The sequence below is a fragment of the Sphingomonas sp. genome (assembly GCF_025362505.1).
Classification (GTDB): Bacteria; Pseudomonadota; Alphaproteobacteria; order Sphingomonadales; family Sphingomonadaceae; genus Sphingomicrobium.
In genome coordinates this window covers 1-23,296 of the sequence record NZ_JANYGG010000103.1, presented here as the reverse complement: position 1 = coordinate 23,296, position 23,296 = coordinate 1, and the positions used below count along the sequence as shown (strand labels likewise).

Below are 23,296 nucleotides of genomic sequence, written 5' to 3'. Positions count from 1 at the left end.
GCGCAAGCAGCTCGTCGGGCTGCTGACCGAGGACCCGGGCGAAGTGCTCGAGGAAGGGGCGCAGATCGTGTTCGATCCGAACCAGTCGATCCCGATGAAGATGGTCGGTCATGTCACCTCGAGCTACTGGAGCGAGGCTTTAGGCCGCTCGATCGCGATGGCGGTCATCACCGGGGGCAAGCAGCGGATGGGCGAGACGGTTCATGTGCCGATGCCCGGCAAGACGATCCGGGCGGTCATCGGCGGCACGGTGTTCTACGATCCGGAAGGGGCGCGGCTCAATGTCTGAGACGGTCGGGCGGATCGAACCGGTGGTTGGCGCGCCATTTGTCGGTGATGGGGTCACGGTCGCGCTGGTGCCAGCTGCGATGCGCTTCAATTTGCGGGGGAGTGCGAGCGATCTGGCGGGGTTTACCGTGGTGCCGTTGCCGACGAGGATCGGCGATGTCGGCGAAAGCGGTGGCGAACTAGCGGTCATGCTCGGCCCCGACGAATGGCTGCTGATCGGCGCGGTCTCAGGCGACGGAGCGGGACAGCCGGTGAGCATCACCGAGGTCAGCGATCGTCAGGTCGGGTTCGACGTCACCGGGCCGCTCGCCGCCGAGTTGCTGATGTCGGGATGTCCGCTCGACCTCGAGCGGATGGCGGTCGGGCGGGGCACGCGGACGATCTACGAGACGGTCGAAATCGTCGTCATCAAACGCGCGCCCGACGCGTTCCGGGTGGAGGTGTGGCGCAGTTTCGCGCCGTGGCTGTGGGCCGCGCTGGCGCAGGCCTAGGCGTTGTCGGCGGGAGCGTCTCCGTCATCGAGCCACTGCGCCGCTGAATTGGCAATGGCTCTTGGCCGGTGCGTGGTGCGCTCGACGAAGCGATTGATCAGCCAGCTGCGGAACAGGCTGATCGCCGGATCCGACAGGTCTTCGGGGCGCAGCTTGAGGTAATAGCCGAAGCCATCCTCGATGATCGCGTCGTAGGGCATGACCAGCCGGCCGTCGGCAAGTTCGTCGGCGAACATGTCGATGTCGGCGAGAACGACGCCGTCCGCCGACATGGCATAGGTCGCCGCGAGCGAGAGCGTGTCGAACGCGATACCGCGGTCGGCGTCGATGGTGATCCCCGTCTGGCGACCATACAGGCTCCAGAAGAGCCCGCGGGGCTCACCGTCGAGAGTGACGTGGAGCAGGTTGTTGTCGGCGAGGAAGGTTTCGAGCGACTGGCCCTTATGCCGCGCGGCGGTTTGCGGCGAGCAGGCCGGCGCGACGCGCACCATCCACAAGAGGTCGGTGACGCGATCGTCGACATTGGGCCGGTCGAACACGATCGCCATGTCGATGATGTTCGACGGCAGGCCGGTGACGTGGCTGCTCGAGACGTCGATCTTGATGTCGGCATGCTCGGCGTGGAAGTCGCGGATCATCGGCAGCACGACGTGCTGGAGCAGCGAGGGGGGAACGTGGATGCGAATCGGCCGGCTGCTCGAATCCGCGCGGCAGATCGAGTTCATCCGCGCTTCGATCCGGTCGAACGAGGCGCTGACCACGGGGAGCAGCGCCTCGCCTTCGGGGGTCAGCGCGAGCCGCGCCCCCGACCGGTCGAACAGTTTGCGGCCGATGAGTTCCTCAAGGCTGATGATGTGGCGGCTGACGGCGCTTTGCGAGACGTTGAGCGCCTCGGCGCCCGCGGTGAAGCTCAAGCGCAGCCCGACTGCGTCAAACGCTCTCAATGCATTCAGCGGCAACCAGCGACGATTGATCGGTTGAGGCTTGGCGATCGTGGGTTCCTGACGGAGTCGGATGTTACGGTGCTGAAATGCCGCTTTTCCAATCGCTTCGCAACATTCGTGTCAATGGCGCTCTTCCGGTTTTGACATGTCGTTATGCGCAAATGGAATTTTCGCTCGGCGCTGCTCCTATGAGAGAAGCTACGTGGTTCCTTGCGGAGGACGAACGTGGATTTAGCGGAAATTGCGACACTGTTCGGGGCTCGGCGGCCGGGTCATGCGCTGCCGCAGGGACTGTATCTCGACCCCAATACTCTTGCTTTCGACATGACCGCGATCTTCGGCGAATCCTGGCTGCTTGCCGGGTTCGAAGCCGAAGTGCGCGCGCCCGGGGACTATCTGTCGATGATGGTCGGCCATTGGCCCATCCTGATCGTGCGCGGTCGCGACGACGAAATTCGCGGGTTCCACAATAGCTGCCGGCATCGCGGCTCGGTAGTCTGTCCGCCGGGCAATGGCAGCGCGGCGCGGCTGACCTGCCCCTATCATCGCTGGACCTATGACCTGAATGGCAAGCTGCTCGCGGCGGGGCGGATGCCGGACGATTTCGTCAAGGCCGATCACGGGCTGCGGCCGATCCATCTCGAGACGGTCGCCGGGGCGATGTTCATCTGCCTGTCCGAGACGCCGCCCGACTTCTCGACGTTGCGGCGCCAGCTGACGCCGCTGCTCGCGCCACACAATCTTTTGCACGCAAAGGTGGCGTACCAGTCGACGCTGGTCGAGCACGCCAACTGGAAGCTGGTGATGGAGAATGGCCGCGAATGCTATCATTGCGCGACTGGCCATCCCGAGCTGGCGCTGACCTTCCCGGTCAACGCGTCGACCTACTTCGACGTCGACAAGGAGCATTCGGCGGGGTTCAACGCGCGGATGGCAGCGCTCGGCCTGCCGATCGGGCCAGCCGAGGAGGACTGGTGGCAGGCATCGCGGTTCGCGCTCAACGCCGGGATGACGGCGATGACGATCGACGGCAAGCCGACCGTCAAAAAGCTGATGTGCGAGACTGGCGATGGCGACATTGGATCGATGCGCTGGGCGATCGAGCCGCACAGCTTCTGCCATTCGACCGCCGAATATACGTTCGCCTTCTTCGCCATGCCGATCAGCCCGACCGAAACGCACGTGATCGGAAAGTGGCTGGTCCATGAGGATGCGGTGGAGGGCGTCGATTATGAACTCGATCGGCTGATCGACCTGTGGACGCGGACTAACCTGCAGGACAAGCAATTGTCCGAGAATAACCACGCCGGGGTCAAATCGCCGGGTTATCTACCAGGGCCTTATTCGCCCGACGCCGAGCCGCTGGCGATTCGGTTCGTCGACTGGTATTGCCGCAAGGCCGAGGCCTATCTGGCTCGCGAGCGCGGCGCCCGAAGGGCCGCGGCCTAGCGCCGGTGCGCGCGCCAGGCGGCGGATTGGGACTTCACCAGCCGCAGCAGGTCGCCGTGGACGATCGCCATGTCGACGACGTGAAAGCCCCAGTCGGGGTAGGCGTTATCGCCGATCACCGGCTCGTCGGTCAGTTCGCGATCGAACGGGGTAATCGGATCGGTGTTGACGTGGACGGCGAGGTAATTTGCGTGCGCGCCGCGGACGCACTCGCCGGACAGGCGTCCTGGCACCCGGGCAAAGCGGGTTGGAACCGGGCGGCCATCGACCTGCCAGCTGGCCTTGGGCATGACGCCCTGCGCGACGCCGCCGCGCCACCACGGAAAGCCGAGGAGGGCGTCGAGCGGTGCACTTCCTCCCTCGAGCCGGGCGGGGTTGGTGCAGGCCGCTTCCATCGCCGGATCGCGCGAAACGCCGAACAGCGCATTGGCGGGGGGCGGGATCGTGTCGCGGTAGCTGGCCCAGACGATCGCGCAGCCGGTCTGGCTGGCGGCGCGGCACAGCCGGATCGATTTGAAGTCGCCGCCGACGTCCTTCCCCCTGGGGACCAGCAGGCTCGTCCCGGGGAGTATCGCCGAAAGCAGCCGGTGCTGGATCGGCTTGCCGTCAATTTCTTCGGCGATGAGGCGCTTGAGGACGTTGGCGCCCTGGCTGTGGCCGATCAGGACGAACGGGCGTCCGCGATTGTCGTGGGCGAGATAATTGCGCCAGGCGTCGCGGACGTCGCGATAGCCGCGTTCTTCGTTCCAATCGACCTTTTCGCCGCGCAGCCGCGCACGCAGCGCGGTCAGGGTGACCTGGCGGTAGAGCGGCGCGAACGGACGGCAGACGCTGGCAAAGCGGGCGAATTGCGACGTGATGCGGTCGGTTTCGTCGCTGCTGGCCACCATGTCGCTGATCGGCCCCGGGTCGAGCGAGGCGGTCGGGTAGATGTAGAAACAATCGGCGGCCGGGTGTGCCGGTCGCGGGCCGGGTTCGATCGTCAGCGCGCCATCGACGCTGACACGGGTCACCCGCTGGTCGACCGCACAGGCGTCGCGCCGGCCCGGGAGGCAGAGCCAGTTTCTTCCGAGTTGATAGTCATTGTCGGCCGGTAACGACGGCATTGCGACCACAGCCAGAATCAGCGCGAACGACATGGCAACTCCTCAATTCGATCAGCGACCTGTGCCGCCAGAAACATCGGTTAGCGCACAGGTAGCAGTCCCGTCGCCGCAGTCACGTCGGATCCCTGCGCGCAACTCATGACCGTTCGATAACTTTTTAAGATGAAGTAGATAACGCCAAGTCATGATCAGCTTCATTGGTACAGATTTGGACTGGACAAATGGTTGCCGAGAATCCTCAACTGCAAAACTTTTCGTGCTCATCGATAAAAACTATTTGGTTGTGGCATAGATTTTGTGGGAACAATCTAGGATAAGACAATAACAGAAAATGACGGGGATCGCGCGGCGCTTGGTCGCTGCTCGGGTCATAAAAAAGGGGGTAGCATTATGAAGACTCTTTGGAGCACATCCGCCGCAGTGACGGTGCTCGCGGCGCTCGGGGCCGGGGGGTCGCCAGCCTTCGCGCAGACCGCACCAGCGACGCAGGCCGCGCCGACAACGCAGGCCGCGCCGGATAACACCAACGCCATCGCCGACATTGTCGTGACCGCAACGCGGCGCGAAGAGTCGCTCAACAAGATCCCCCTGGCCATCCAGGCACTCAGTGGTGATTCGCTCGCCAAGCTCAACGTCGTCAACTTCGAGAAACTGATCGAGTTTCTGCCGAACGTCCGCACCGCCTCGCACGGCCCTGGCACCTCGTCGATCTTTATCCGCGGCCTGTCGACCGACTCGCCGGGCCTGCAGATCGCCGGAACCGCCGGTACCGCGCCGAGCGTTGCGCTTTACGTCAACGACGCGCCGGCCTCGCTGGTCGGGCGCAACCTCGACTTCTACGCCGCCGATCTCCAGCGCATCGAAGTGCTGGCTGGCCCGCAGGGTACGTTGTTCGGGGCGAGCTCGATGGGTGGCGCGGTGCGCTACATCACCAACAAGCCGGATCTCCAAAATTATCACGCCGGCTTCAACGGGACCTATTCGTTCACCAAGGGCGGCGACAACAGCGTTGCGGGCAACGGCTACATCAACATTCCGGTGATCAAAGACCGGCTCGCGGTCCGCGTGGTGCTCTATGGCGACCAGCAGGGCGGCTATATCGACAACGTGCCCGGCACCTATCAGGTGCCGTTCGACGCGCACATCGGCCAGGCCGGTCGCTTGCCGACCGGCAACCCGCTGCTCGTCATGCGCGCGCTGCAGTCGTGCCAACTAACCGCGACGACTACGGTCTCGAACTGCAACGGCAGCCAGTATAACGCGCCGATGCGCCAGAGTATCAACAACAGCCAGTTCGTCGAGGACAATTACAACGACGCTACCTACAAGGGCGGTCGCATTGCGGCGACGTTCAAGATCAACAATGACTGGTCGATCGAGGCGATGCACGTCCGTCAGCAATTGAAAGTCGACGGCGTATTCGAATATGACCCGCTAGTCGGAGACCTCAAGGTCCAGCAGTTCAATCCGAACACATTGCGCGACAAGTTCGACGAAACGACCTGGACGCTCAAGGGTCGACTTGGATTCCTCGATGCGATCTATACGGGGTCGTACTTGCATCATAATGCGGTACAGAAAGCGGATTACGCCCGTTATTCGAACCTCGGGCTGTACGTGCCTTATTACGAGTGCGACCGCGGTGTGTATTACACGGCGGCGTATAACGGCAACATTGGTAACACCTGCTATACGCCGAGCAAAAGCTACCAGGTGCGTAACAAGACCCAGCGCATCACGCATGAATTCCGCGTGACGACGCCGGCGGCCGAGCGGCTGCGCGGGACGTTCGGGCTATTCTACGACCTCAGCAAGCTCTACGACAATACCGACTGGTCGTATCTCGAGCCGCTTGCCGGCTTCATTAACCCTCGTGCGCCCAATCCAGCGGTTAATCCGCATGATCCGAGTGTGCGACCGCTGCAAGTTGGCTTCTTCAACGACATCCAGCGCCGGGATCGGCAGATCGCGGCCTATGGCGAAGCATCGTTCGACATTATCCCAAGGCAGCTGACGGTCACCGCCGGTGCGCGTTATTATGACGAGCAGGCGTCGATCAACGGGTCGTCGAACACCAGTTTCGCGAGTGGCGGACGTGGCATTTATGACCCGGTCACGGGCACCTACAGCGTCTCGCCCACGGCCACGCCCTATTACGGGATCAGCGCCAACCTTAATACGCTGCTCAAGGATGTTTCGCCGGCAAAATATTCGGGCGTGCTACTTAAGGGTAACGTCACCTACAAATTTGGTGGGGGATCGCTGGTTTACGGGACTTATTCGGAAGGGTTCCGTCCGGGCGGCTTTAACCGGCGACCGTGCAGAGTGCCAAGCGGATGCACCGCAGCGGAGTTTGCGGCGTTGGCCGTTTATGTCCCCGACACTGTCAAGAATTACGAAATCGGGACAAAGTTGGCGCTGCTCAATCACTCGCTGCAGATCAACCTGGCCGCTTACCAGATCGACTGGTCGAACATCCAGATGACGGTGTTCGATCAGAATATCTCGAACCAGACGTTTACGACGAACTTGACCGATGCGCGGATCAAGGGGGTCGAGGGCGATATTACGTGGCGGGCGACGCGGGACCTGACGTTCAACGGCGCCTTTTCGTACAATGACTCGAAGCTGACCAAATATCGCAAGAACACCGTCGTGCTTCTTCCGATCGGCAGCCCGCTGGCGCTCAGCCCGAAATTCCAGTTCAATGTCCGCGGGCGCTACGAGAAGGAAATGGCATCGGGGCTACGGCCGTTCATCCAGGGCGCATTCCACCATGTCGGCAAGAGCATCTCGTCCGACATTTCCAACGTCGACATTCGCTACCAGTCGTTTAACCCGAGCTTGGGCTATGTCACGAGCATCCCGGTTACCTACAATGGCGTGACGGTGAAGCCGGGCGATGTAGTCGTCCCAATCCCGGTTTCGCAGAATCAGGCCGCCTACAGCACCTACAGCGCGTCGATCGGCGTCTCGAAGGACCAGTGGTCGATCGAACTGTTCGGCGAAAACTTGAGCGATGCCCGGCCGCAACTGTACGTCAGCGGCAACGACGGGACCAACCGCATCACCACCTCTCGGCCGCGTACAATCGGCTTGCGCGTATCGACGAAAATCTAGATCGTGCGTTGTGAAATCCCCTCCCTCATCGGGGGGAGGGGATTTCGCTAGACCATGATCGTTTCAGATTGAATCAATCTGAGCCGTGATTCATGGTCTAAGCATATAATTAGAGCCTGATTCTCGGTTTCAGCGGAAGCGCGAAGCACTTCCTCCTCAAACCATCAGGCTCTTGAGGATTTTTGAATGACGCTGACGGCGCAGGGTTCGACGGACAGCGAAGATCGGCTCCGCCGCGCCAAGGGACTGCTGCAAAACGGGAAGTTCGTCGAGGCAGGAGCGCTGTGCGAGCAGATCCTCGATCGTGAGCCGCAGCATCGCGATGCGCTCTACACCGCCGCGGTAGCGCAGCGTTATGGCCGGCATTATGGCGAGGCATTGCTGCTGGTCGGTCAGTTGATCGAGCTCGATCCGACCTATGGGCGGGCCTTCCAGGAACGCGGGCATATTTATCGCGACATCGGTGATGCCGAGCGGGCGCTGACCGCCTATCAAGTCGCGGTCAGCCATAACGGGGCATTGGCCGCAAGCTGGCAGATGCTCGCCGACCTTCATCTCGCCGCCGGGCGCCGCGACGCCGCGGACCATGCGTCGGCGCAATATCTGCGGCTGGCGGACATGCCGCCGGAACTGCTCAGCGTGGCGAGCGCAATCGAGGAGGGCCGGCTGTTCAACGCCGAACGACAGTGCCGCGCATATCTTCAGACGCATGGCCATGACGTCGAGGCGATGCGGCTGCTCGCGCAGATCGGGACTAAGTTCAACGTACTCGACGAGGCCGAATTCCTGCTCGAATCCTGCGTCGTGCTCGAGCCCGATTTCCTGCTTGCGCGCTATGATTATGTCGACGTGCTCAACAAGCGGCATAAGTTTGAGCGGGCGCTCGAGCAGGCGACCGAATTGAGGAGCAAGGACCCGGGCAATGCCCAGGTCGAAATGCTCTATGCCAACGAGAATCTGTTGCTCGGCAATTTCGACGAGGCGCTGGGTATTTACCAAAGACTGCTGGCGAAGACCCCCAACAGCCCCGGCATCAACCTGACGCTCGGCCATGCGCTCAAGACAGTCGGCAAACAGGAGGAGGCAATCGCTGCCTATCGCCGCGCCTATACGGTGAAGCCCGAGCTCGGCGACGCATACTGGAGCCTGGCCAACCTCAAGACGTACCGATTCCAGGATGCCGAAATCGAACAGATGCGCGCGGCGGAGGATGCGGCGACGACGAGGCTGGCAGATCGCTACCATCTGTGTTTCGCGCTGGGCAAGGCGCTCGAGGATCGCGGTGAATACGCCAAGTCATTCGACTATTACGAGCGCGGCAATCGGTTGAAGCGCGACGAACTGAAGTATGACTGGCGGCGGATTTCGGGGGAAATCGACCTGCAGGTCGAGCATGTCAGTTCGGCGCTGCTGGACTCAAAGCGTGGCTCGGGCAGTTCAGCGCGCGACCCGATCTTCATCGTCGGGCTGCCGCGCGCGGGATCGACGCTGATCGAGCAGATCCTCGCGTCGCATTCGCAGATCGAGGGCACAATGGAACTGCCCAACATCCTCGCGCTGGCGCACAAGATCGACGGGCGGCGGCGGGTCGGGGACGAAGCGCGGTATCCGGGCAATCTCGGCGAACTCACGAAAGACGAGCTTACCGGGTTCGGCGACGCCTATGTCCGCGACACGATGATCCATCGCAAGGCGGAAACGCCCTATTTCATCGACAAGATGCCGAACAATTTCCGGCACCTTGGCCTCGTTCACATGATCCTGCCCAATGCGAAGATCATCGACGCGCGGCGTGGGGCGATGAGTTGCTGTTTCAGCGGGTTCAAGCAATTGTTTGCCGAGGGGCAGGAGTTTACCTACGGCCTCGAGGAAGTCGGCCATTATTATCGGGACTATGTGCGGTTGATGGACCACTGGGATGCGGTCCTTCCCGGCAAGGTCCTGCGTGTCGATTACCACGACGTGGTGACCGATCTCGAAGCGCAGGTGCGCCGCCTGCTCGACTTCATCGGCGTGCCGTTCGAACAGGGGTGCATCGATTTCCACGCCAACGACCGCGCGGTTCGGACCGCGAGTTCCGAGCAGGTGCGGCAGCCGATCTTTCGAAGTGGACTGGATCAGTGGGAAAATTACTTGCCCTACCTCAATCCATTGCGAACGGTCCTGGGGCCTGAACTCGTCAATATGTAGCTGTGAAGGACGGAAATATGGCCAGTGTAATTGCGGCTGGGGCTGAACGCGACACGACGTTCAAACTGCGCTGGTACGTCCTGTTCATCACGATGCTGGTCTACACGATCAATATCGCCGATCGGTACGTGATGTCGACGGTGCTGGAGCCGATCCGGCTCGAGCTCAAGCTGACCGACGGCGGGATCGCCTTTTTGACGGGTGTGTCGCTGGCGCTGTTTTACGTAACGATGGGTATTCCGCTGTCGTGGGTCGCCGATCGCTACAACCGCAAGAATCTGCTTGCCGCGTCGATCGCCGCCTGGTCGGTCATGACGACGATGTGCGGACTGTCGCGCGGCTATTCGCAACTGTTGCTGGCGCGGATGGGGGTCGGCATCGGCGAGGCGGGCGGGACGCCGGCGTGCAATGCGATCATCGGTGACTATTTTCCAGCGGACCGGCGGCCGATGGCGATGACCATCTTCGCGCTCGGCGCGCCGATCGGGGCGTGGCTCGGGGCCGACATGGCGGGCGCGGTGGCGCATGCCTATGGCTGGCGTGCCGCCTTCCTCGTACTTGGCGTGCCCGGCGTGGTGCTCGCTTTGATCGTCTATTTCACCGTCAAGGAGCCCAAGCGCGGCCAGCTCGATGCGAAATCGGATGCCGCCGCGCCGACGTTGAAGGAGAGCCTTAAATTCATTTGGTCTCAGAAAGCGGCGTTTCATGTGATCATGGGCAGCGGCGTGTCGGCGCTGTGGGGCTGGGGCCTGATGTGGTTCACGCCGACCTTCATCCAGCGGACTTACCATCTTGACGTAGGGTCGGCGGGGGCGATCGTCGGGCCGATCCACCTCGTCATGGGAATTTCGGCTTCTCTCCTGACGGCGTGGCTGCTCGCGCGGCCGGCGTTCGTCGATCCGCGCCGGATCGTTTACCTGCTCGGCGCGGTAACGGCGGTGACGACGGTCCCATCGATCATCGCCTACTACACCCACTCGCTCCCGCTTGCGACGGCGATGTGGTGGATCTTCATTCCGGCGATCTATTTCTATATCGGGCCGGCATTCGCGCTTGGCCAGAACCTGGCACCGCCGCGGATGCGGGCGATGTTCACCGCGATCGCGCTGCTTGTCGCCAATGTCTTCAACCTGATCGTTGCGCCGCAAGTGGTGGGATGGATGAGCGACTACTTCGCCGGACCAGGCGGCGCGGACGCGGCGTCGTTGCGGACCGCACTGTTGATCCTCGCGCCGACGGGCTTCTGGGCGGCCTTCCATTACTTCGCGGCGGCCAGGACGATCGTCGCCGATCAGGAGCGGGCGGTCGGGCATGTCTGATATGTTGCGATCATATATCGCGGGTGAATGGGTTTTACCGCTGACATCGGCGGCGACGGTCGACGCGGTCAACCCGGCGACCGAGGAACGGATCGCGACCATCGCCCTGTGCGGCCCCGACGATGTCGACCGTGCGGTCAAGGCAGCGCGCGCGGCGTTCCAGTCGTACAGCGCCATGCCGCTCGACACGCGGATTGGGCTGGTCGAGCGGCTGATCGCGGTGTTCCAGCGGCGCTTCGACGAAATGGTGCAAGCGATCTCGAGCGAAATGGGCGCGCCCTATGACCTCGCGCACGACGCGCAAGCCGAATGTGGTCCCGGCCATCTCGGCGAGACGATCAAGGCGGCGCGCGCGATGGAGTGGGAGAAGCCGATTGGCGGCAAGGCCATGCTGGTTCATGAGCCGATCGGGGTGTGCGTGCTGATCACGCCGTGGAACTGGCCGATAAACCAGATCGCGGCAAAGGTCGGGCCAGCGCTGGTGGCGGGCTGCACGATGATTCTCAAGCCGAGCGAAATGGCACCACTGTCGGCTCAGCTGTTCGCCGAGTTCGTCGATGAGGCGGGCTTCCCGGCGGGGGTGTTCAACATGCTCCACGGCACCGGTGCGGCGATCGGCGACGCGCTGACCAGCCATCCGCAAGTCGACATGGTGTCGTTCACCGGATCGACCCGCGCCGGCATCCAGATCGCGAAGTCGGCGGCCGACACGGTCAAGCGCGTGTCGCAGGAGCTTGGCGGAAAGTCGCCGAACATCGTCTTTGCCGACGACGGGCTAGAGGCAGCGGTTACGCGCGGTGTGCTGCATTGCTTCGGAAACAGTGGTCAGTCGTGCAACGCACCGACGCGAATGCTGGTCGAAGCGTCGGCGTATGACGAGGCGGTGGCGATAGCGCGGCGGGTGGCGCAGACGGTCACGCTCGGCGACCCGACGGCGCGAGGCGCTCATCTCGGCCCGGTCGCGAGCAAGGCGCAATATGACAAGATCCAGCGGCTGATCGAGGTTGCGATTGATGAAGGTGCGACCTTGGTTGCCGGTGGACCCGGACGAGCGGATGGCTTTGAGCGGGGGTATTTCGCCCGGCCGACGGTGTTCGCCAATGTCACCAACGACATGACGATCGCGCGCGAGGAAGTGTTCGGGCCGGTGCTGGTGATGATCGCGTTCAAGGATGAAGCCGACGCCATCGAGATCGCCAACGACACGCCCTATGGCCTCGCCGCCTATGTCCAGAGCCTCGACCTCGACCGCGCCCGGCGGGTCGCGCGCCAGCTCCGCGCCGGGAGCGTCAATCTCAATGGCGGCGGTCAGGATTATTGCTCGCCGTTCGGCGGCTACAAACAGTCGGGCAATGGCCGCGAGTGGGGCGAATGGGGGCTTCACGACTTCCTCGAGGTCAAGGTCATGAACGGCTATTCGGCGTGAAGCGCGCGCCGTGAAACTGACCGATATCGAGACCTTCGTCGTCGGCAATCCGCCGCCCCACTTCGGCGGGCGCTATTTCGTGTTCGTCAAGCTGACCACCGACGGCAATGTGTCGGGGATCGGCGAGGCCTATTGCGTGCCGTTCGAACCGCACCTTGTCGCGAAGATGATCGAGGATGTGTTCGATCGCTATGCGCGCGGGCAGGATCCGCATGACATCGAGACGCTGTGGCGGCGGGTTTATTCCAGCGGCTTCACCCAGCATCCCGACTTGACGGTAATGGGCGTGCTGAGCGCGCTGGAGATGGCCTGCTGGGACATCATCGGCAAGGAAGCGGGGCAGCCGGTCTACAAGCTGCTCGGCGGCAGGGTGCATGAGCGGCTGCGCAGCTATACCTATATCTACCCGCGCGAGGGCGACCAGACCGACGTTTATCACGACCCCGACCTCGCCGCCGAGCGGGCGGTCGACTATGTCGCGCAAGGGTTTACCGCGCTGAAGTTCGATCCGGCGGGGCCCTATTCGGCGTTCGACGGGCGGCAGCTGTCGCTCGAGGCGCTCGACCTTTCGGAGCGGTTCGCCCGGCAGTTGCGCGAGGCGGTCGGGAGCAAGGCCGACCTGTTGTTCGGAACGCATGGCCAGATGACCGCAGCGGGCGCGCTTCGCCTGGCGCGCCGGCTCGAGCCCTATGACCCGCTGTGGTTCGAGGAGCCGGTCCCGCCCGACGCGCCCGAGGAGATGGCCAAGGTTGCGCGGGGGACCTCGATCCCGGTCGCGGCGGGCGAGCGGCTGGCGACCAAATATGATTTTGCGCGATTGCTCGATTGCGGGGCGGCGGCGATCCTGCAGTTGAATTTGGGCCGGGTCGGCGGGCTGCTCGAGGCGAAGAAGATCGCGGGGATGGCCGAGGTCCATCATGCGCAGATCGCTCCGCATCTTTACTGCGGGCCAGTGGTCGGGGCGGCGAACATCCAGATCGCGACCTGCTCGCCCAACTTCCTCATCCTCGAGGGGATCGAGCAATGGGGCGGCTTCCACGCCGAAATACTGAAGACGCCGATCCGCTGGGAGGAGGGGTATGTCCTGCCGCCGACCGAGCCCGGGCTGGGGGTCGAGCTCGATGAGGAGGTCGCGGCGCGGCATCCTTACACCGGCACGATGTTGCACCTCGATATGACCGGGCACCCCATCGGCTGATGGAAAGCTTCGACTATGTGATTGTCGGCGCGGGGACGGCGGGGTGCGTATTGGCCAATCGCCTGTCGGAAGACGACAAGGCGAGCGTGCTTGTGCTCGAGGCGGGAGGAAGCGACCGTTCGATCTGGATCCAGTTGCCGATCGGCTATGGTCGGACCTATTTCGACAAGCGCATCAACTGGATGTACGATACCGAGCCGGTTACCGGGCTGAACGGGCGCAACAGTTATTGGCCGCGTGGCAAGGTGATCGGCGGGTCGGGATCGATCAACGCGATGGTCTATGTCCGCGGCCAGCCGCGCGATTTCAACGACTGGCAGGCGCTGGGCAATGACGGTTGGGCGTGGGACGATGTCCTGCCCTATTTTCGCAAGTCGGAAAGCTATCAGCATGGAGCCTGCGAAACCCACGGCGGCGATGGGCCGATGCACGTCACCGACATCAGCTTGGGCGCGCATCCGTTGTGCGAGCGATTCATCGAGACAGCGCAGGCGCTGGGATTTCAGCGCAACCCCGACCTCAATGCGTCGCCGCACGAGGGAGTCGGCGTCTACCCCATCAACACGCACCGGGGACGGCGGGCGTCGAGCGCCAATGCCTTCCTGCGCCCCGCTCTTCGTCGGCGGAATTTGGTGCTGCGGACGGGGGCCCATGCCACGCGGATCCTGTTCGAGGGGCGGCGGGCGGTCGGCATTCGCTATCGGCGCGGCGGCCGTGAGATCGAGGTGCGCGCGCGGCGCGAGGTGATCCTGGCCGGAGGTGCGATCAATTCTCCCCAGTTGTTGCAGCTGTCCGGGATTGGCGACCCGGCGCTGCTGACGCCGCTCGGGATCGACGTGGTCGAAAGCCTGCCCGCTGTCGGCGCGAACCTGCAGGACCATCTCGCGGTGTCCTATTTCTACAAGTCGCGGCTTCCGACGCTCAACGACGAACTGCGACCCTTGCTGGGCAAGTTGCGGGCGGGGCTGCGGTACGCGTGGGATCGCGGCGGGCCATTGTCGATGAGCGTCAATCAAGGGGGCGGGTTCGTGCGCAGTCGGGATGACGAGCGGCACGTCAACCTGCAGCTTTATTTCAGCCCGGTGAGCTATACACAAACCCCGCTGTCGGCCCGCAAGCTGCTCAATCCGGATCCTTTTTCCGCCTTTTTGCTGTCGTTCAATGCCTGCCGGCCGACGAGTCGAGGGAATATCCGGATCGGGTCGGCCGACGCTTTTTCGCCGCCCTTGATTCAGCCGAATTACCTGTCGACCGAGCAGGACGTCGCCGAGGCGCTCGTCGGATGCCGGTTGATCCGCAGGCTGGCGCGGACGGAGCCGCTGGCGGACATCATCACCGAGGAGATTGTCCCCGGGAGCGCGGTCGGTGACAGCGACGACGCGCTCCTGGAGGATTTCCGGGCGCGGGCGGACACGGTCTATCATCCGACCAGCAGCTGCGCGATGGGACCCGATCCGCGCACCTCGGTGGTCGATGCCCGACTTCGCGTGCACGGGATCGAGGGTCTGCGCGTGATCGACGCCTCGATCTTCCCGACGATCACTTCGGGCAACACCAATGCGCCGACGGTGATGGTAGCGGAAAAGGGTGCGGCGATGATCATCGAGGACGCCCGCGCCGGCTGATGCGCTCCTAACGGCGAGTCAGTTTATTTTACCGATGCCGCCCGGTGCTGATAGACTCTCCCGCGACTCGATTTCGGGAGGGCAGGCGCAGTTGGCCAACAAGATTGATCTTGGCGCGTTGCCGCCGCTCAAAGCCCTGCGCGGGTTCGAAGCCGCGACGAGGCACCAGAGTATTCGCAACGCCGCAGACGAACTGTGCCTGACCCATCCCGCGGTCAGTCATCAGGTCCAGCTGATCGAACAGGCGCTGGGCGTCGAGCTGTTCGAGCAGAATGGGCGGCACATCGCATCGACCCAGGAAGGACGGATCCTCTATCCTTACGTCCGCGCGGCGTTCGAATCGCTGCTCGAAGGGGTCGAAGCGGTCCGGCGCAATGCGGTCGACAAGCCGCTGCGCGTGCAGACTTACGTCACCGCGTCGATCCGCTGGCTGGCGCGGCGAGTGCCGCAGTTCATCGCCGATCACCCCGAGGTCAACGTCACGCTGAGCACCTGCGCGGTCGAATGGGAGTTCGACGATGTCCACGCCGACGTCGGACTGGTGTACTGCGAGGTCCCGCCCAACCCGAAATACCATTGGGTGCCGCTGTTCGAATATAGCCTGTTCCCGGTGTGCAGCCCGGAGGTTGCGGCGCGGCTCGGTCCGGCGCCGAAACCTGCCGACCTGCTCGCCCAGCCGCTCGTCGCGATTTATACCGAAGTGCGAAACTGGAAGAGCTGGTTCGAAGCGGCTGACCTGACGTTCGATCCGGCATCGCCTTACCTGGTCGTCGATACGCTCGCGGTCGCGCTCGAGATGGCGCTCGAGGGGCAGGCGATCGCGCTGGTCAACGGGCCGTTCGTCGATGCCGACCTGGCGGCGGGACGGCTGGTCCGGCCGGTCCCGCACAAGACGGTGTGTCCCGGCGAATGGGGACTGATCTGCCGCAAGGACATGAAGGACAACCTGCGCATCCGCAAGTTCATCGAGTGGATGTCGGCGCACGTCGACGCTGCTGCTGCTTAGCCTAGCGAAAACCAGGCTGACTTGGACTGCATGTAGCCGGCGAGACATTCCATCGACTTGTCGCGCGTATTGCCCGATTGCTTGAAGCCGCCGAACGGCTGGGTCATGTCGCCATCGCCGAAGCAATTGACCCACACGACGCCGACCTCGATCGCCTTGACCATGCGGTGGGCGCGTCTCACGTCGTTGGTCCAGACGCTGGCGGCGAGGCCGTAGATTGAGTCGTTGGCGATCCTGACCGCCTCGGCTTCGTCGCGGAACGAAGTTAACCCGGCGACCGGTCCGAAGATTTCCTCGCGGGCAATGTCCATCGTCGGGGCGATGTCGGTGAAGAGGGTCGGCACCACATAGGCCCCATCGGCCATTGTCGGCACGTCATGCCCGCCAAAGGCAAGGGTGGCGCCGTCGGCTTTGCCCTTCTCGATCCAGCCGAGCACAACCTGCTGCTGATTGCGCGAGACCATCGGCCCGAGCGTGGTCGCCGGATCGAGCGGGTTGCCGGGCGCATAAAGTTGGGCGGCCCGGCGGGACATTTTTTCGACAAATTCATCATGGATGTCGCGGTGGACGAGCAGGCGCGACCCGGCGTTGCAGACCTGACCGGCATTGTCGAAAATGCCCATGACCGCTGCATCGACGGCACGGTCGAGGTCGGGCAGGTCGGGCATGAAGATCTGCGGGCTCTTGCCGCCGGTCTCGAGGCTGACGCGCTTGAGGTTCGACTGGCCGGCGTAAATCATCAGCTGCTTGCCGACCCTGGTCGACCCGGTGAAGCTGATCTTGGCGACGTCGGGATGGAGCGCGAGTGCCTTCCCCGCGTCGGGTCCGAACCCGTTGACGACATTGAACACGCCCTCGGGGCCTCCGGCCTCGACGAACAGCCGGGCGAGCTTCAGGCAGCTGAACGGCGCCTGCTGGGCAGGCTTGAGCACCACGCAATTGCCCGCCGCGAGCGCCGGCGCGACCTTCCACGTCGCCATCAGCAAGGGGTAGTTCCATGACGAGATCGCACCGACCACGCCGAGCGGTTCGCGCGACACCATGTGGACCGCATCGTGCGCCGAATTGCTGACCGAGCCGGCGATCTTGTCGATGCATTCGCCGAAATAGCGGATCGTGACGACGGTTTCGGGGATGTCGATGTTGAGCGCGTCGGTCACCGGCTTGCCCATCGCGAGGCTTTCGAGGAGCGCGAATTCGTGGGCGTGCGCTTCCACCAGGTCGGCAAAGCGGGCGAAAATTGCCATGCGTTGACGAGGAAGCATGTGGCGCCAGCGGCCATCGTCCCACGCGGCCTTGGCGGCGGCGACGGCGGCGTCAATGTCGGCGACCGATCCGCACGCCATCTGCGCGGTGATATTGCCGGTCGCGGGGTTGACCGCCGCGAAGGTTTCGCCGGTGGCGGAGGGACGGAACTTGCCGTTGATGAACAGGCCGGGTTCGATCGTCACGCCGGCGGCGGCACGCGACCAGTCAGCGAGAGTAGCCATCGCTTCGGTCATGCGATCTGCGTCCTTATCTAGCGCCGGGGAATGATCTCATAGCCGGCTTCTTCCGGCTCATCATCCACCATCTCCGCCGGGAAGCCGGTGCCGAGCACCTTAATCCCCAAGGGCTCCTCGTATCGGCGGATGATATTGGGCGAATGTTCGCGAGGGCCATAGGCTGCGACGCCCTTCCTGAATATGTCGACGATCAGCGGCGAAAGCTCGACCGGGACATGGTTCTGCCGGGCGATGGTGTCGAACAGGCTGACGTCCTTGACCACCAGGTCCATCGTGAAGTTGATGTCACGGCTGCCGTTGAGGATGATTTGCGACTCGGTTTCGTGGACGAAGCTATTGCCCGACGAGATGCGGATCGCCTCGTAGACGGTGTTCATGTCCATGCCCGCCGCCTGGCAAACGGTGAGCGCCTCGGCGAGCGCGACGAGGTGGACCGTGCACAGGAAATTGGTCATCACCTTGAGCTGCGAGGCGGTGCCGAGTTCGCCGGCGTGGAGGATGCGGCGGCCCATCGTCGTCAGGACAGGCAGGACAAATTCGAATGCCTCGCGCCGCCCGCCGGCGAAGATTGCGATATTGCCGGTATCGGCACGATGGCAGCCGCCCGACACCGGACACTCCATCATCATCGCGCCGGTCGCCTCGACCAGCGCGCCGAGGCGGATGACCTCGCTATGGTCGGTCGTGCTCATTTCGAGCCAGACCTTGCCCGGGCCCAGCGCGGGGAGGAAACCGTCGGGACCTTCCGCCACCACCGAGCTCGCGGCCGGCGAGGGGAGGCAGGTGACGATCAGATCGACCGCTTCGCCCAATTCGCGGGGCGACGAGGCGGCCCGCGCACCGCGCGCGACGAAGGATTGGACAAGGGCGTCGTCGAGATCGCGGACGGTGACGTCGTGGCCGTTGCGGATCAGGCTTCCGGCGAGCTTTCCGCCGACATTGCCGAGGCCGATGAAACCGATCTTCATGGAGTAAAAACAATCCCGCTGTGGGCAATTTCGTGAGTCCGCCCCGTTCGCCGAGCGCCTTGATGTGGTTTCTTAAATCGGTCCGGTGGTGGCGATACAAATGAAGAATTTTCGCAATCAGCGAAATTTTTTTGGGGTACTCGGCATAATATTGAAATTGTCGCTTAGTCGTGAGCCGCTCTATTGCTTGGCGATCGAGGCGAGAAAGATCGGGTGGCATGAAAAATAGTGCGCGGGTGGTGATCGTTGGCGGCGGGATCATGGGAGCCAGCCTGCTCTATCATCTCGCGGAACTTGGCTGGACCGACATCATGCTGGTCGAGAAGGACGAGCTGACTTCCGGATCGACCTGGCACGCGGCGGGGCAGTGCCCGAGCATCACCGGCAGCTTCAACCTTGCCAAGATGCACGCCTACAGCAACCAGCTTTACCCCCGGCTCGAGGGCATGACGGGGCAATATGTCAGCTGGCACAAGTCGGGCGGGATCCGGCTCGCCACGAACGAGCGCGAACTGGCGTGGCTGCGTTATATCCACGGCTATTCGAAGATCATCGGCTTCGAGATGGAAATTATCAGTCCCGACGAGATCAGGCGGATCAACCCGTTCATGACCACCGACGGCGTGATCGCCGGCGCGTGGACGACGCAGGACGGCCACGCCGATCCGTCGGGCATCTGCAACGCGCTGGCGATCGGCGCGAAGCAGATGGGCGCGACCATCGTCCGCAACAATCGCGTGACCGGGCTGACGCAGCTGCCGTCGGGCGAGTGGGACGTCGCGACCGAACAGGGGGTCATCCGTGCCGAAATCGTCGTCAACGCCGCGGGTTGCTACGCGCGGCAAGTCGCGCAGATGGCTGGCGTCGACATCCCGGTGACCAACATGGAGCATCATTACCTCGTCACCGACCCGATCCAGGCATTCATCGACCGCGACGAGGAAATCCCGGTGATGCGTTGCCCCTATGTGTCGGGCTATTTCCGGCAGGAACAGAATAGCGGGCTGATCGGCATTTACGAGAATGTCGAGTATAAGGAAGCCTGGGCGCCCAAGGGCATGCCCGAATGGGAATCGACCAGCGAGCTGTTCCCCGACGACCTCGACCGCATCGCCGGATGGGTCGAGCGCGCGATCGAACGAATGCCGGTGTTCGGCGAGGTCGGCATCCGGCGCATCGTCAACGGCGCGATCCCGCACACCCCCGACGGCGGACCGCTGCTCGGACCAGCGGCGGGCTTGCGCAACTTCTGGCATTGTTGCGGAACGTCGTTCGGGATCGCGCAAGGTGGCGGTGCGGGAAAATATCTGGCGCAGTGGATGGTCGAGGGCGACTCCGAGATCAACATGGTCGAGTTCGACCCGCGCCGGTATGGCCCGTTCGCCGACGAAGCCTATTCGCGCGCGAAGGTGTTCCTCGACTACCGCCTGACTTTCACCACGCGCCTGCCGGGTGAGGAAGAGCCCGACGGCCGCCCGCAACGGACCAGCCCGCTGTACGATCGGCTGGCAGGAATGGGCGCTGTTTATGGCGAGACCTATGGCTGGGAGCGGCCCAAGTGGTTCTCGCTCGACGGCCGTCCGGAGGAATCCGGATACGATCGGACGAATGTGTTCGAGGTCGTCGCCGACGAGGTGCGCGCGGTAGCCGAGCGGGTCGGCGTGCTCGACCTGACCGGTTTTGCGAAATATGACATCACCGGGCGTGATGCCGAAGCGTTCCTCAACCGAATCTGCGCCAATCGCATGCCGACCAAGCTCGGCGGCATCGCGCTGGTCCATCCGCTGTCGCGCGGAGGGCGGATCCAGGGCGAAATGACGGTGACGCGCTTTGCCGACGATCATTTCTACTGTCTGTCCGCCGCAGCAGCCGAGCAGCGCGACCTCGACCTGATGATCCAGAGCCGGCTGCCGGGCGAAGAGGTGATGATCACCAATGTCACCGAACATCGCGGTGTCCTGGTGCTCAGCGGACCGCGGTCGCGCGATCTGTTGGCGAAGCTGACGGATGCCGACCTGTCGAACGAGGGGTTCCGCTGGTTGAGCGGGCAGGAGATCGCTGTCGCGGGGCACAAGATGCGCGCTCTTAGGGTCAGCTATGTCGGCGAGCTGGGTTGGGAGCTGCACCCCGAGATCAACGACACGGCGTCGCTGTACGAGGCGATCTGGGCCGCTGGCCAGGACCTCGGGATCGCCAACTATGGGCTCTACGCGGTCAACACGATGCGGATCGAGAAGGGCTACAAGGCGTGGGGGTCGGAGTTGACCAACGAGCTGACGATGATCGAGGCCGACATGCGCCGTTTCATCAATTTCAAGAAGGATGAGTTCGTCGGCAAGCAGGCGACGCTCGACGCGCCCGAGCGGCCGGTGCGAATTATCTATGGCGAAATGGACGCGGATACGGTCGATCCGCGCGGCGGGGAGCCGATCCTCGTCGGGGATCGCTGCATCGGCATGACGACTTCTGGCGGCTATGGTCACCGCGTCGGCAAGAGCCTGTTCTTCGGCGCGATCGACCCGGCGTTCGCCGACGCCGGAACGCGGTTCGACATCCAGGTCCAGGGCGAGCGCCGTCCGGCGATGGTGCTCGACCAGCCGGCTTATGACGTCGATAACGCCCAGATGAAGGCCTGACCGATGGCCGCTGAGCTTCCCCGCCGCGCGCGCGTCGTCATCGTCGGTGGCGGGGTGATCGGTTGTTCGATCGCCTATCATCTGACCAAGATCGGCTGGAGCGACGTCGTCCTGCTCGAGCGCAAGCAGCTAACCAGCGGGACGACCTGGCATGCGGCGGGGCTGGTCGGGCAGCTTCGCCCGTCGATCAACATGACGCGGCTCGCGAAATATACCGGCGAATTATACCGCGGGCTGGAAGCCGAGACAGGCCAGGCGACGGGGTATCGCCAGTGCGGCTCGATCTCGATGGCGACGACTGCCGAGCGTTTCGAGGAACTCAAGCGCAGCGCGTCGATGGCCAAGGTGTTCGACCTGCCGGTCGAGGTGATTACCCCCGAGCGAATCAAGGAGCTCTATCCGATCGCCAATGTCGACGATCTGGTCGGCGGCATTCACATCCCGAGCGACGGCTATGCCAACGCAGTCGACATCACCCAGGCGCTCGCCAAGGGCGCGCGCAGCGGTGGCGCGCGCATCTTCGAGAACACAAAAGTCACGAAAATCCGTCACGACGGCGAGCGCGTCACCGGGGTGGAGACCGACCAGGGGCAGATCGACGCCGATCATGTCGTGTTGTGCGGGGGGATGTGGACCCGCGACCTCGCGGCGAGCATCGGGGTCACCGTCCCGCTCCATGCCTGCGAGCATTATTATGTGCTGTTCGAGGGGATCGACGGGCTGTCGCCTTCGCTTCCGGTGCTGCGCGACTATGATTATTGCGGCTATTATAAATATGATGCGGGCAAACTGCTGGTCGGAGCGTTCGAGCCCAATGCGCGACCGTGGGGCATGGACGGCATTTCCGAGGATTTCTGTTTCGACGAGATCGAAGGGAACTTCGACCATTTCGAGCCGGTGCTGGTCGACGCGATGCGCCGCGTCCCGGCGCTCGAGAACGCCGGTATCCAGAAGTTCTTCTGCGGCCCCGAGAGCTTCACTCCCGATGTGCGCTATCATCTGGGCGAGAGTGCCGAACTCAAGGGCTGCTTCGTCGCGGCGGGGCTCAATTCGATCGGGCTGCAATCAGCCGGCGGGATCGGCAAGGTCATGGCCGAATGGATCCGCGACGGCCTGCCCCCCGCCGACCTGTGGTCGGTCGATGTCCGCCGCAACATGCCGTTCCAGATCAACCGCAAATATCTGCGCGAGCGGGTCAGCGAGAGCCTCGGGCTGCTCTATGCGACCCATTATCCGTTCAAGCAGTATGAGACGGCCCGCGGGGTGCGACGCTCGGCGATCCATGACCGGGTCGCGGCGGCGGGTGCCTGTCATGGCGAGGCGTTCGGTTGGGAACGGCCCAACTGGTACGGCGAGCCGGGGTCGACTCCTGCATACGAATATAGTTTTGGTCGCCAGAACTGGTTTGAAAATTGTGCGGCCGAGTGCAAGGCGGTGCGCGAGGCGGTCGGGCTGTTCGACCAGTCGTCGTTCGCCAAGTTCCGGCTCGAGGGCCGCGACGCGCTGCGCGTGCTGGGCCGGGTGTGCGCGAACGAGGTCGACGTTGCGTGCGGGCGGCTGATCTACACGCAGTGGCTCAACGAGAAGGGCGGGATCGAGGCCGACCTGACGGTGACGCGGCTGACCGATACCGCATTTCTGCTCGTCACCGGCGCCGAAAGCGAGACGCGCGATTTTAACTGGCTCAAGCGCCATATCCCCGACGATGCACATGCCGTGCTGACCAATATTTCGTCGGGCATGGGCGTGATCTCGATCATGGGGCCAAATTCGCGCGCGCTGCTTCAGTCCATTTCGCCCAACGACCTGTCCAGCGAGGCCTTCCCCTTCGCGACCTCGCAGGAGATCGAGCTCAGCTATGCGATCGTCCGCGCGTCGCGGATCACCTATGTCGGAGAGCTGGGCTGGGAACTGTATATCCCGACCGAATTCATGACCGGGGTCTATGACGAGATCGTCGCTGCGGGGGCTGCGTTTGGCCTGAAGCACTGCGGCTATCATGCGCTGAATGCGCTGCGGATGGAG

General features: G+C 63.4%; 16 protein-coding genes. 12 read left to right on the top strand and 4 right to left on the bottom strand.

Going from position 1 to position 23,296, the window contains the following annotated elements; all coding sequences use genetic code 11:
- Both Q0R27_RS09925 and Q0R27_RS09920 read left to right on the top strand, forming a co-directional pair.
- Positions 1 to 289: glycine cleavage T C-terminal barrel domain-containing protein (locus Q0R27_RS09925; protein WP_293943919.1), on the top strand; the 289-nt coding region annotated here is incomplete at its 5' end.
- Positions 282 to 779 carry a sarcosine oxidase gamma subunit gene (locus Q0R27_RS09920; protein WP_293943917.1) on the top strand — a complete coding sequence of 166 codons (498 nt, stop codon included), beginning with the start codon at positions 282 to 284 and terminating at the stop codon, positions 777 to 779. The genes Q0R27_RS09925 and Q0R27_RS09920, both read left to right, overlap by 8 nt.
- Here the strand turns inward: Q0R27_RS09920 and Q0R27_RS09915 are convergent.
- On the bottom strand, positions 776 to 1,723 hold the full coding sequence (locus Q0R27_RS09915) for a LysR substrate-binding domain-containing protein (protein WP_293943915.1): 948 nt from the start codon (positions 1,721 to 1,723) through the stop codon (positions 776 to 778). The genes Q0R27_RS09920 and Q0R27_RS09915 overlap by 4 nt on opposite strands.
- A gap of 225 nt (positions 1,724 to 1,948) precedes the next feature.
- Here Q0R27_RS09915 and Q0R27_RS09910 point away from each other — a divergent pair, with 225 nt between their 5' ends.
- On the top strand, positions 1,949 to 3,172 hold the full coding sequence (locus Q0R27_RS09910) for an aromatic ring-hydroxylating dioxygenase subunit alpha (protein WP_293943913.1): 1,224 nt from the start codon (positions 1,949 to 1,951) through the stop codon (positions 3,170 to 3,172).
- Here the strand turns inward: Q0R27_RS09910 and Q0R27_RS09905 are convergent.
- Positions 3,169 to 4,311, bottom strand: coding sequence for a DUF3089 domain-containing protein (locus Q0R27_RS09905; protein WP_293943911.1), 1,143 nt, complete (start codon positions 4,309 to 4,311; stop codon positions 3,169 to 3,171). The genes Q0R27_RS09910 and Q0R27_RS09905 overlap by 4 nt on opposite strands.
- A 357-nt stretch (positions 4,312 to 4,668) precedes the next feature.
- Between Q0R27_RS09905 and Q0R27_RS09900 the strand changes: the two genes are divergently transcribed.
- The 7 genes from Q0R27_RS09900 (at position 4,669) to Q0R27_RS09870 (ending at position 16,162) form a co-directional block, all read left to right on the top strand.
- Positions 4,669 to 7,398 carry a TonB-dependent receptor gene (locus Q0R27_RS09900; RefSeq protein WP_293943909.1) on the top strand — a complete coding sequence of 910 codons (2,730 nt, stop codon included), beginning with the start codon at positions 4,669 to 4,671 and terminating at the stop codon, positions 7,396 to 7,398.
- A 186-nt stretch (positions 7,399 to 7,584) separates the two neighbouring features.
- Positions 7,585 to 9,588: a tetratricopeptide repeat-containing sulfotransferase family protein gene (locus tag Q0R27_RS09895; protein ID WP_293943907.1), complete on the top strand. Its 2,004-nt coding sequence runs from the start codon at positions 7,585 to 7,587 to the stop codon at positions 9,586 to 9,588.
- A gap of 17 nt (positions 9,589 to 9,605) precedes the next feature.
- Positions 9,606 to 10,907: an MFS transporter gene (locus tag Q0R27_RS09890; protein ID WP_293943905.1), complete on the top strand. Its 1,302-nt coding sequence runs from the start codon at positions 9,606 to 9,608 to the stop codon at positions 10,905 to 10,907.
- Entirely contained in the window at positions 10,900 to 12,333 is a 1,434-nt protein-coding gene (locus Q0R27_RS09885) for an aldehyde dehydrogenase family protein (protein WP_293943903.1), read from the top strand. The genes Q0R27_RS09890 and Q0R27_RS09885 overlap by 8 nt, the downstream gene beginning before the upstream one ends.
- A 10-nt stretch (positions 12,334 to 12,343) precedes the next feature.
- Positions 12,344 to 13,531 carry a mandelate racemase/muconate lactonizing enzyme family protein gene (locus tag Q0R27_RS09880; RefSeq protein WP_293943901.1) on the top strand — a complete coding sequence of 396 codons (1,188 nt, stop codon included), beginning with the start codon at positions 12,344 to 12,346 and terminating at the stop codon, positions 13,529 to 13,531.
- On the top strand, positions 13,531 to 15,156 hold the full coding sequence (locus tag Q0R27_RS09875) for a GMC family oxidoreductase N-terminal domain-containing protein (RefSeq protein WP_293943899.1): 1,626 nt from the start codon (positions 13,531 to 13,533) through the stop codon (positions 15,154 to 15,156). The genes Q0R27_RS09880 and Q0R27_RS09875 overlap by 1 nt, the downstream gene beginning before the upstream one ends.
- 91 nt (positions 15,157 to 15,247) lie before the next feature.
- Positions 15,248 to 16,162, top strand: coding sequence for a LysR substrate-binding domain-containing protein (locus tag Q0R27_RS09870; RefSeq protein WP_293943897.1), 915 nt, complete (start codon positions 15,248 to 15,250; stop codon positions 16,160 to 16,162).
- Here the strand turns inward: Q0R27_RS09870 and Q0R27_RS09865 are convergent.
- Positions 16,159 to 17,664 carry an aldehyde dehydrogenase family protein gene (locus tag Q0R27_RS09865; protein WP_293943895.1) on the bottom strand — a complete coding sequence of 502 codons (1,506 nt, stop codon included), beginning with the start codon at positions 17,662 to 17,664 and terminating at the stop codon, positions 16,159 to 16,161. The two genes, Q0R27_RS09870 and Q0R27_RS09865, sit on opposite strands and share 4 nt — an antisense overlap.
- Before the next feature lie 17 nt (positions 17,665 to 17,681).
- Complete coding sequence (locus tag Q0R27_RS09860) at positions 17,682 to 18,635, bottom strand: NAD(P)-dependent oxidoreductase (protein WP_293943893.1); 954 nt, start codon at positions 18,633 to 18,635, stop codon at positions 17,682 to 17,684.
- Positions 18,636 to 18,853: 218 nt separating this feature from the next.
- Between Q0R27_RS09860 and Q0R27_RS09855 the strand changes: the two genes are divergently transcribed.
- Together Q0R27_RS09855 and Q0R27_RS09850 are read left to right on the top strand one after the other, a co-directional pair.
- Positions 18,854 to 21,271, top strand: coding sequence for an FAD-dependent oxidoreductase (locus Q0R27_RS09855; RefSeq protein ID WP_293943891.1), 2,418 nt, complete (start codon positions 18,854 to 18,856; stop codon positions 21,269 to 21,271).
- Between the two features lie 3 nt (positions 21,272 to 21,274).
- Positions 21,275 to 23,296: FAD-dependent oxidoreductase (locus Q0R27_RS09850; protein ID WP_293943889.1), on the top strand; the 2,022-nt coding region annotated here is incomplete at its 3' end.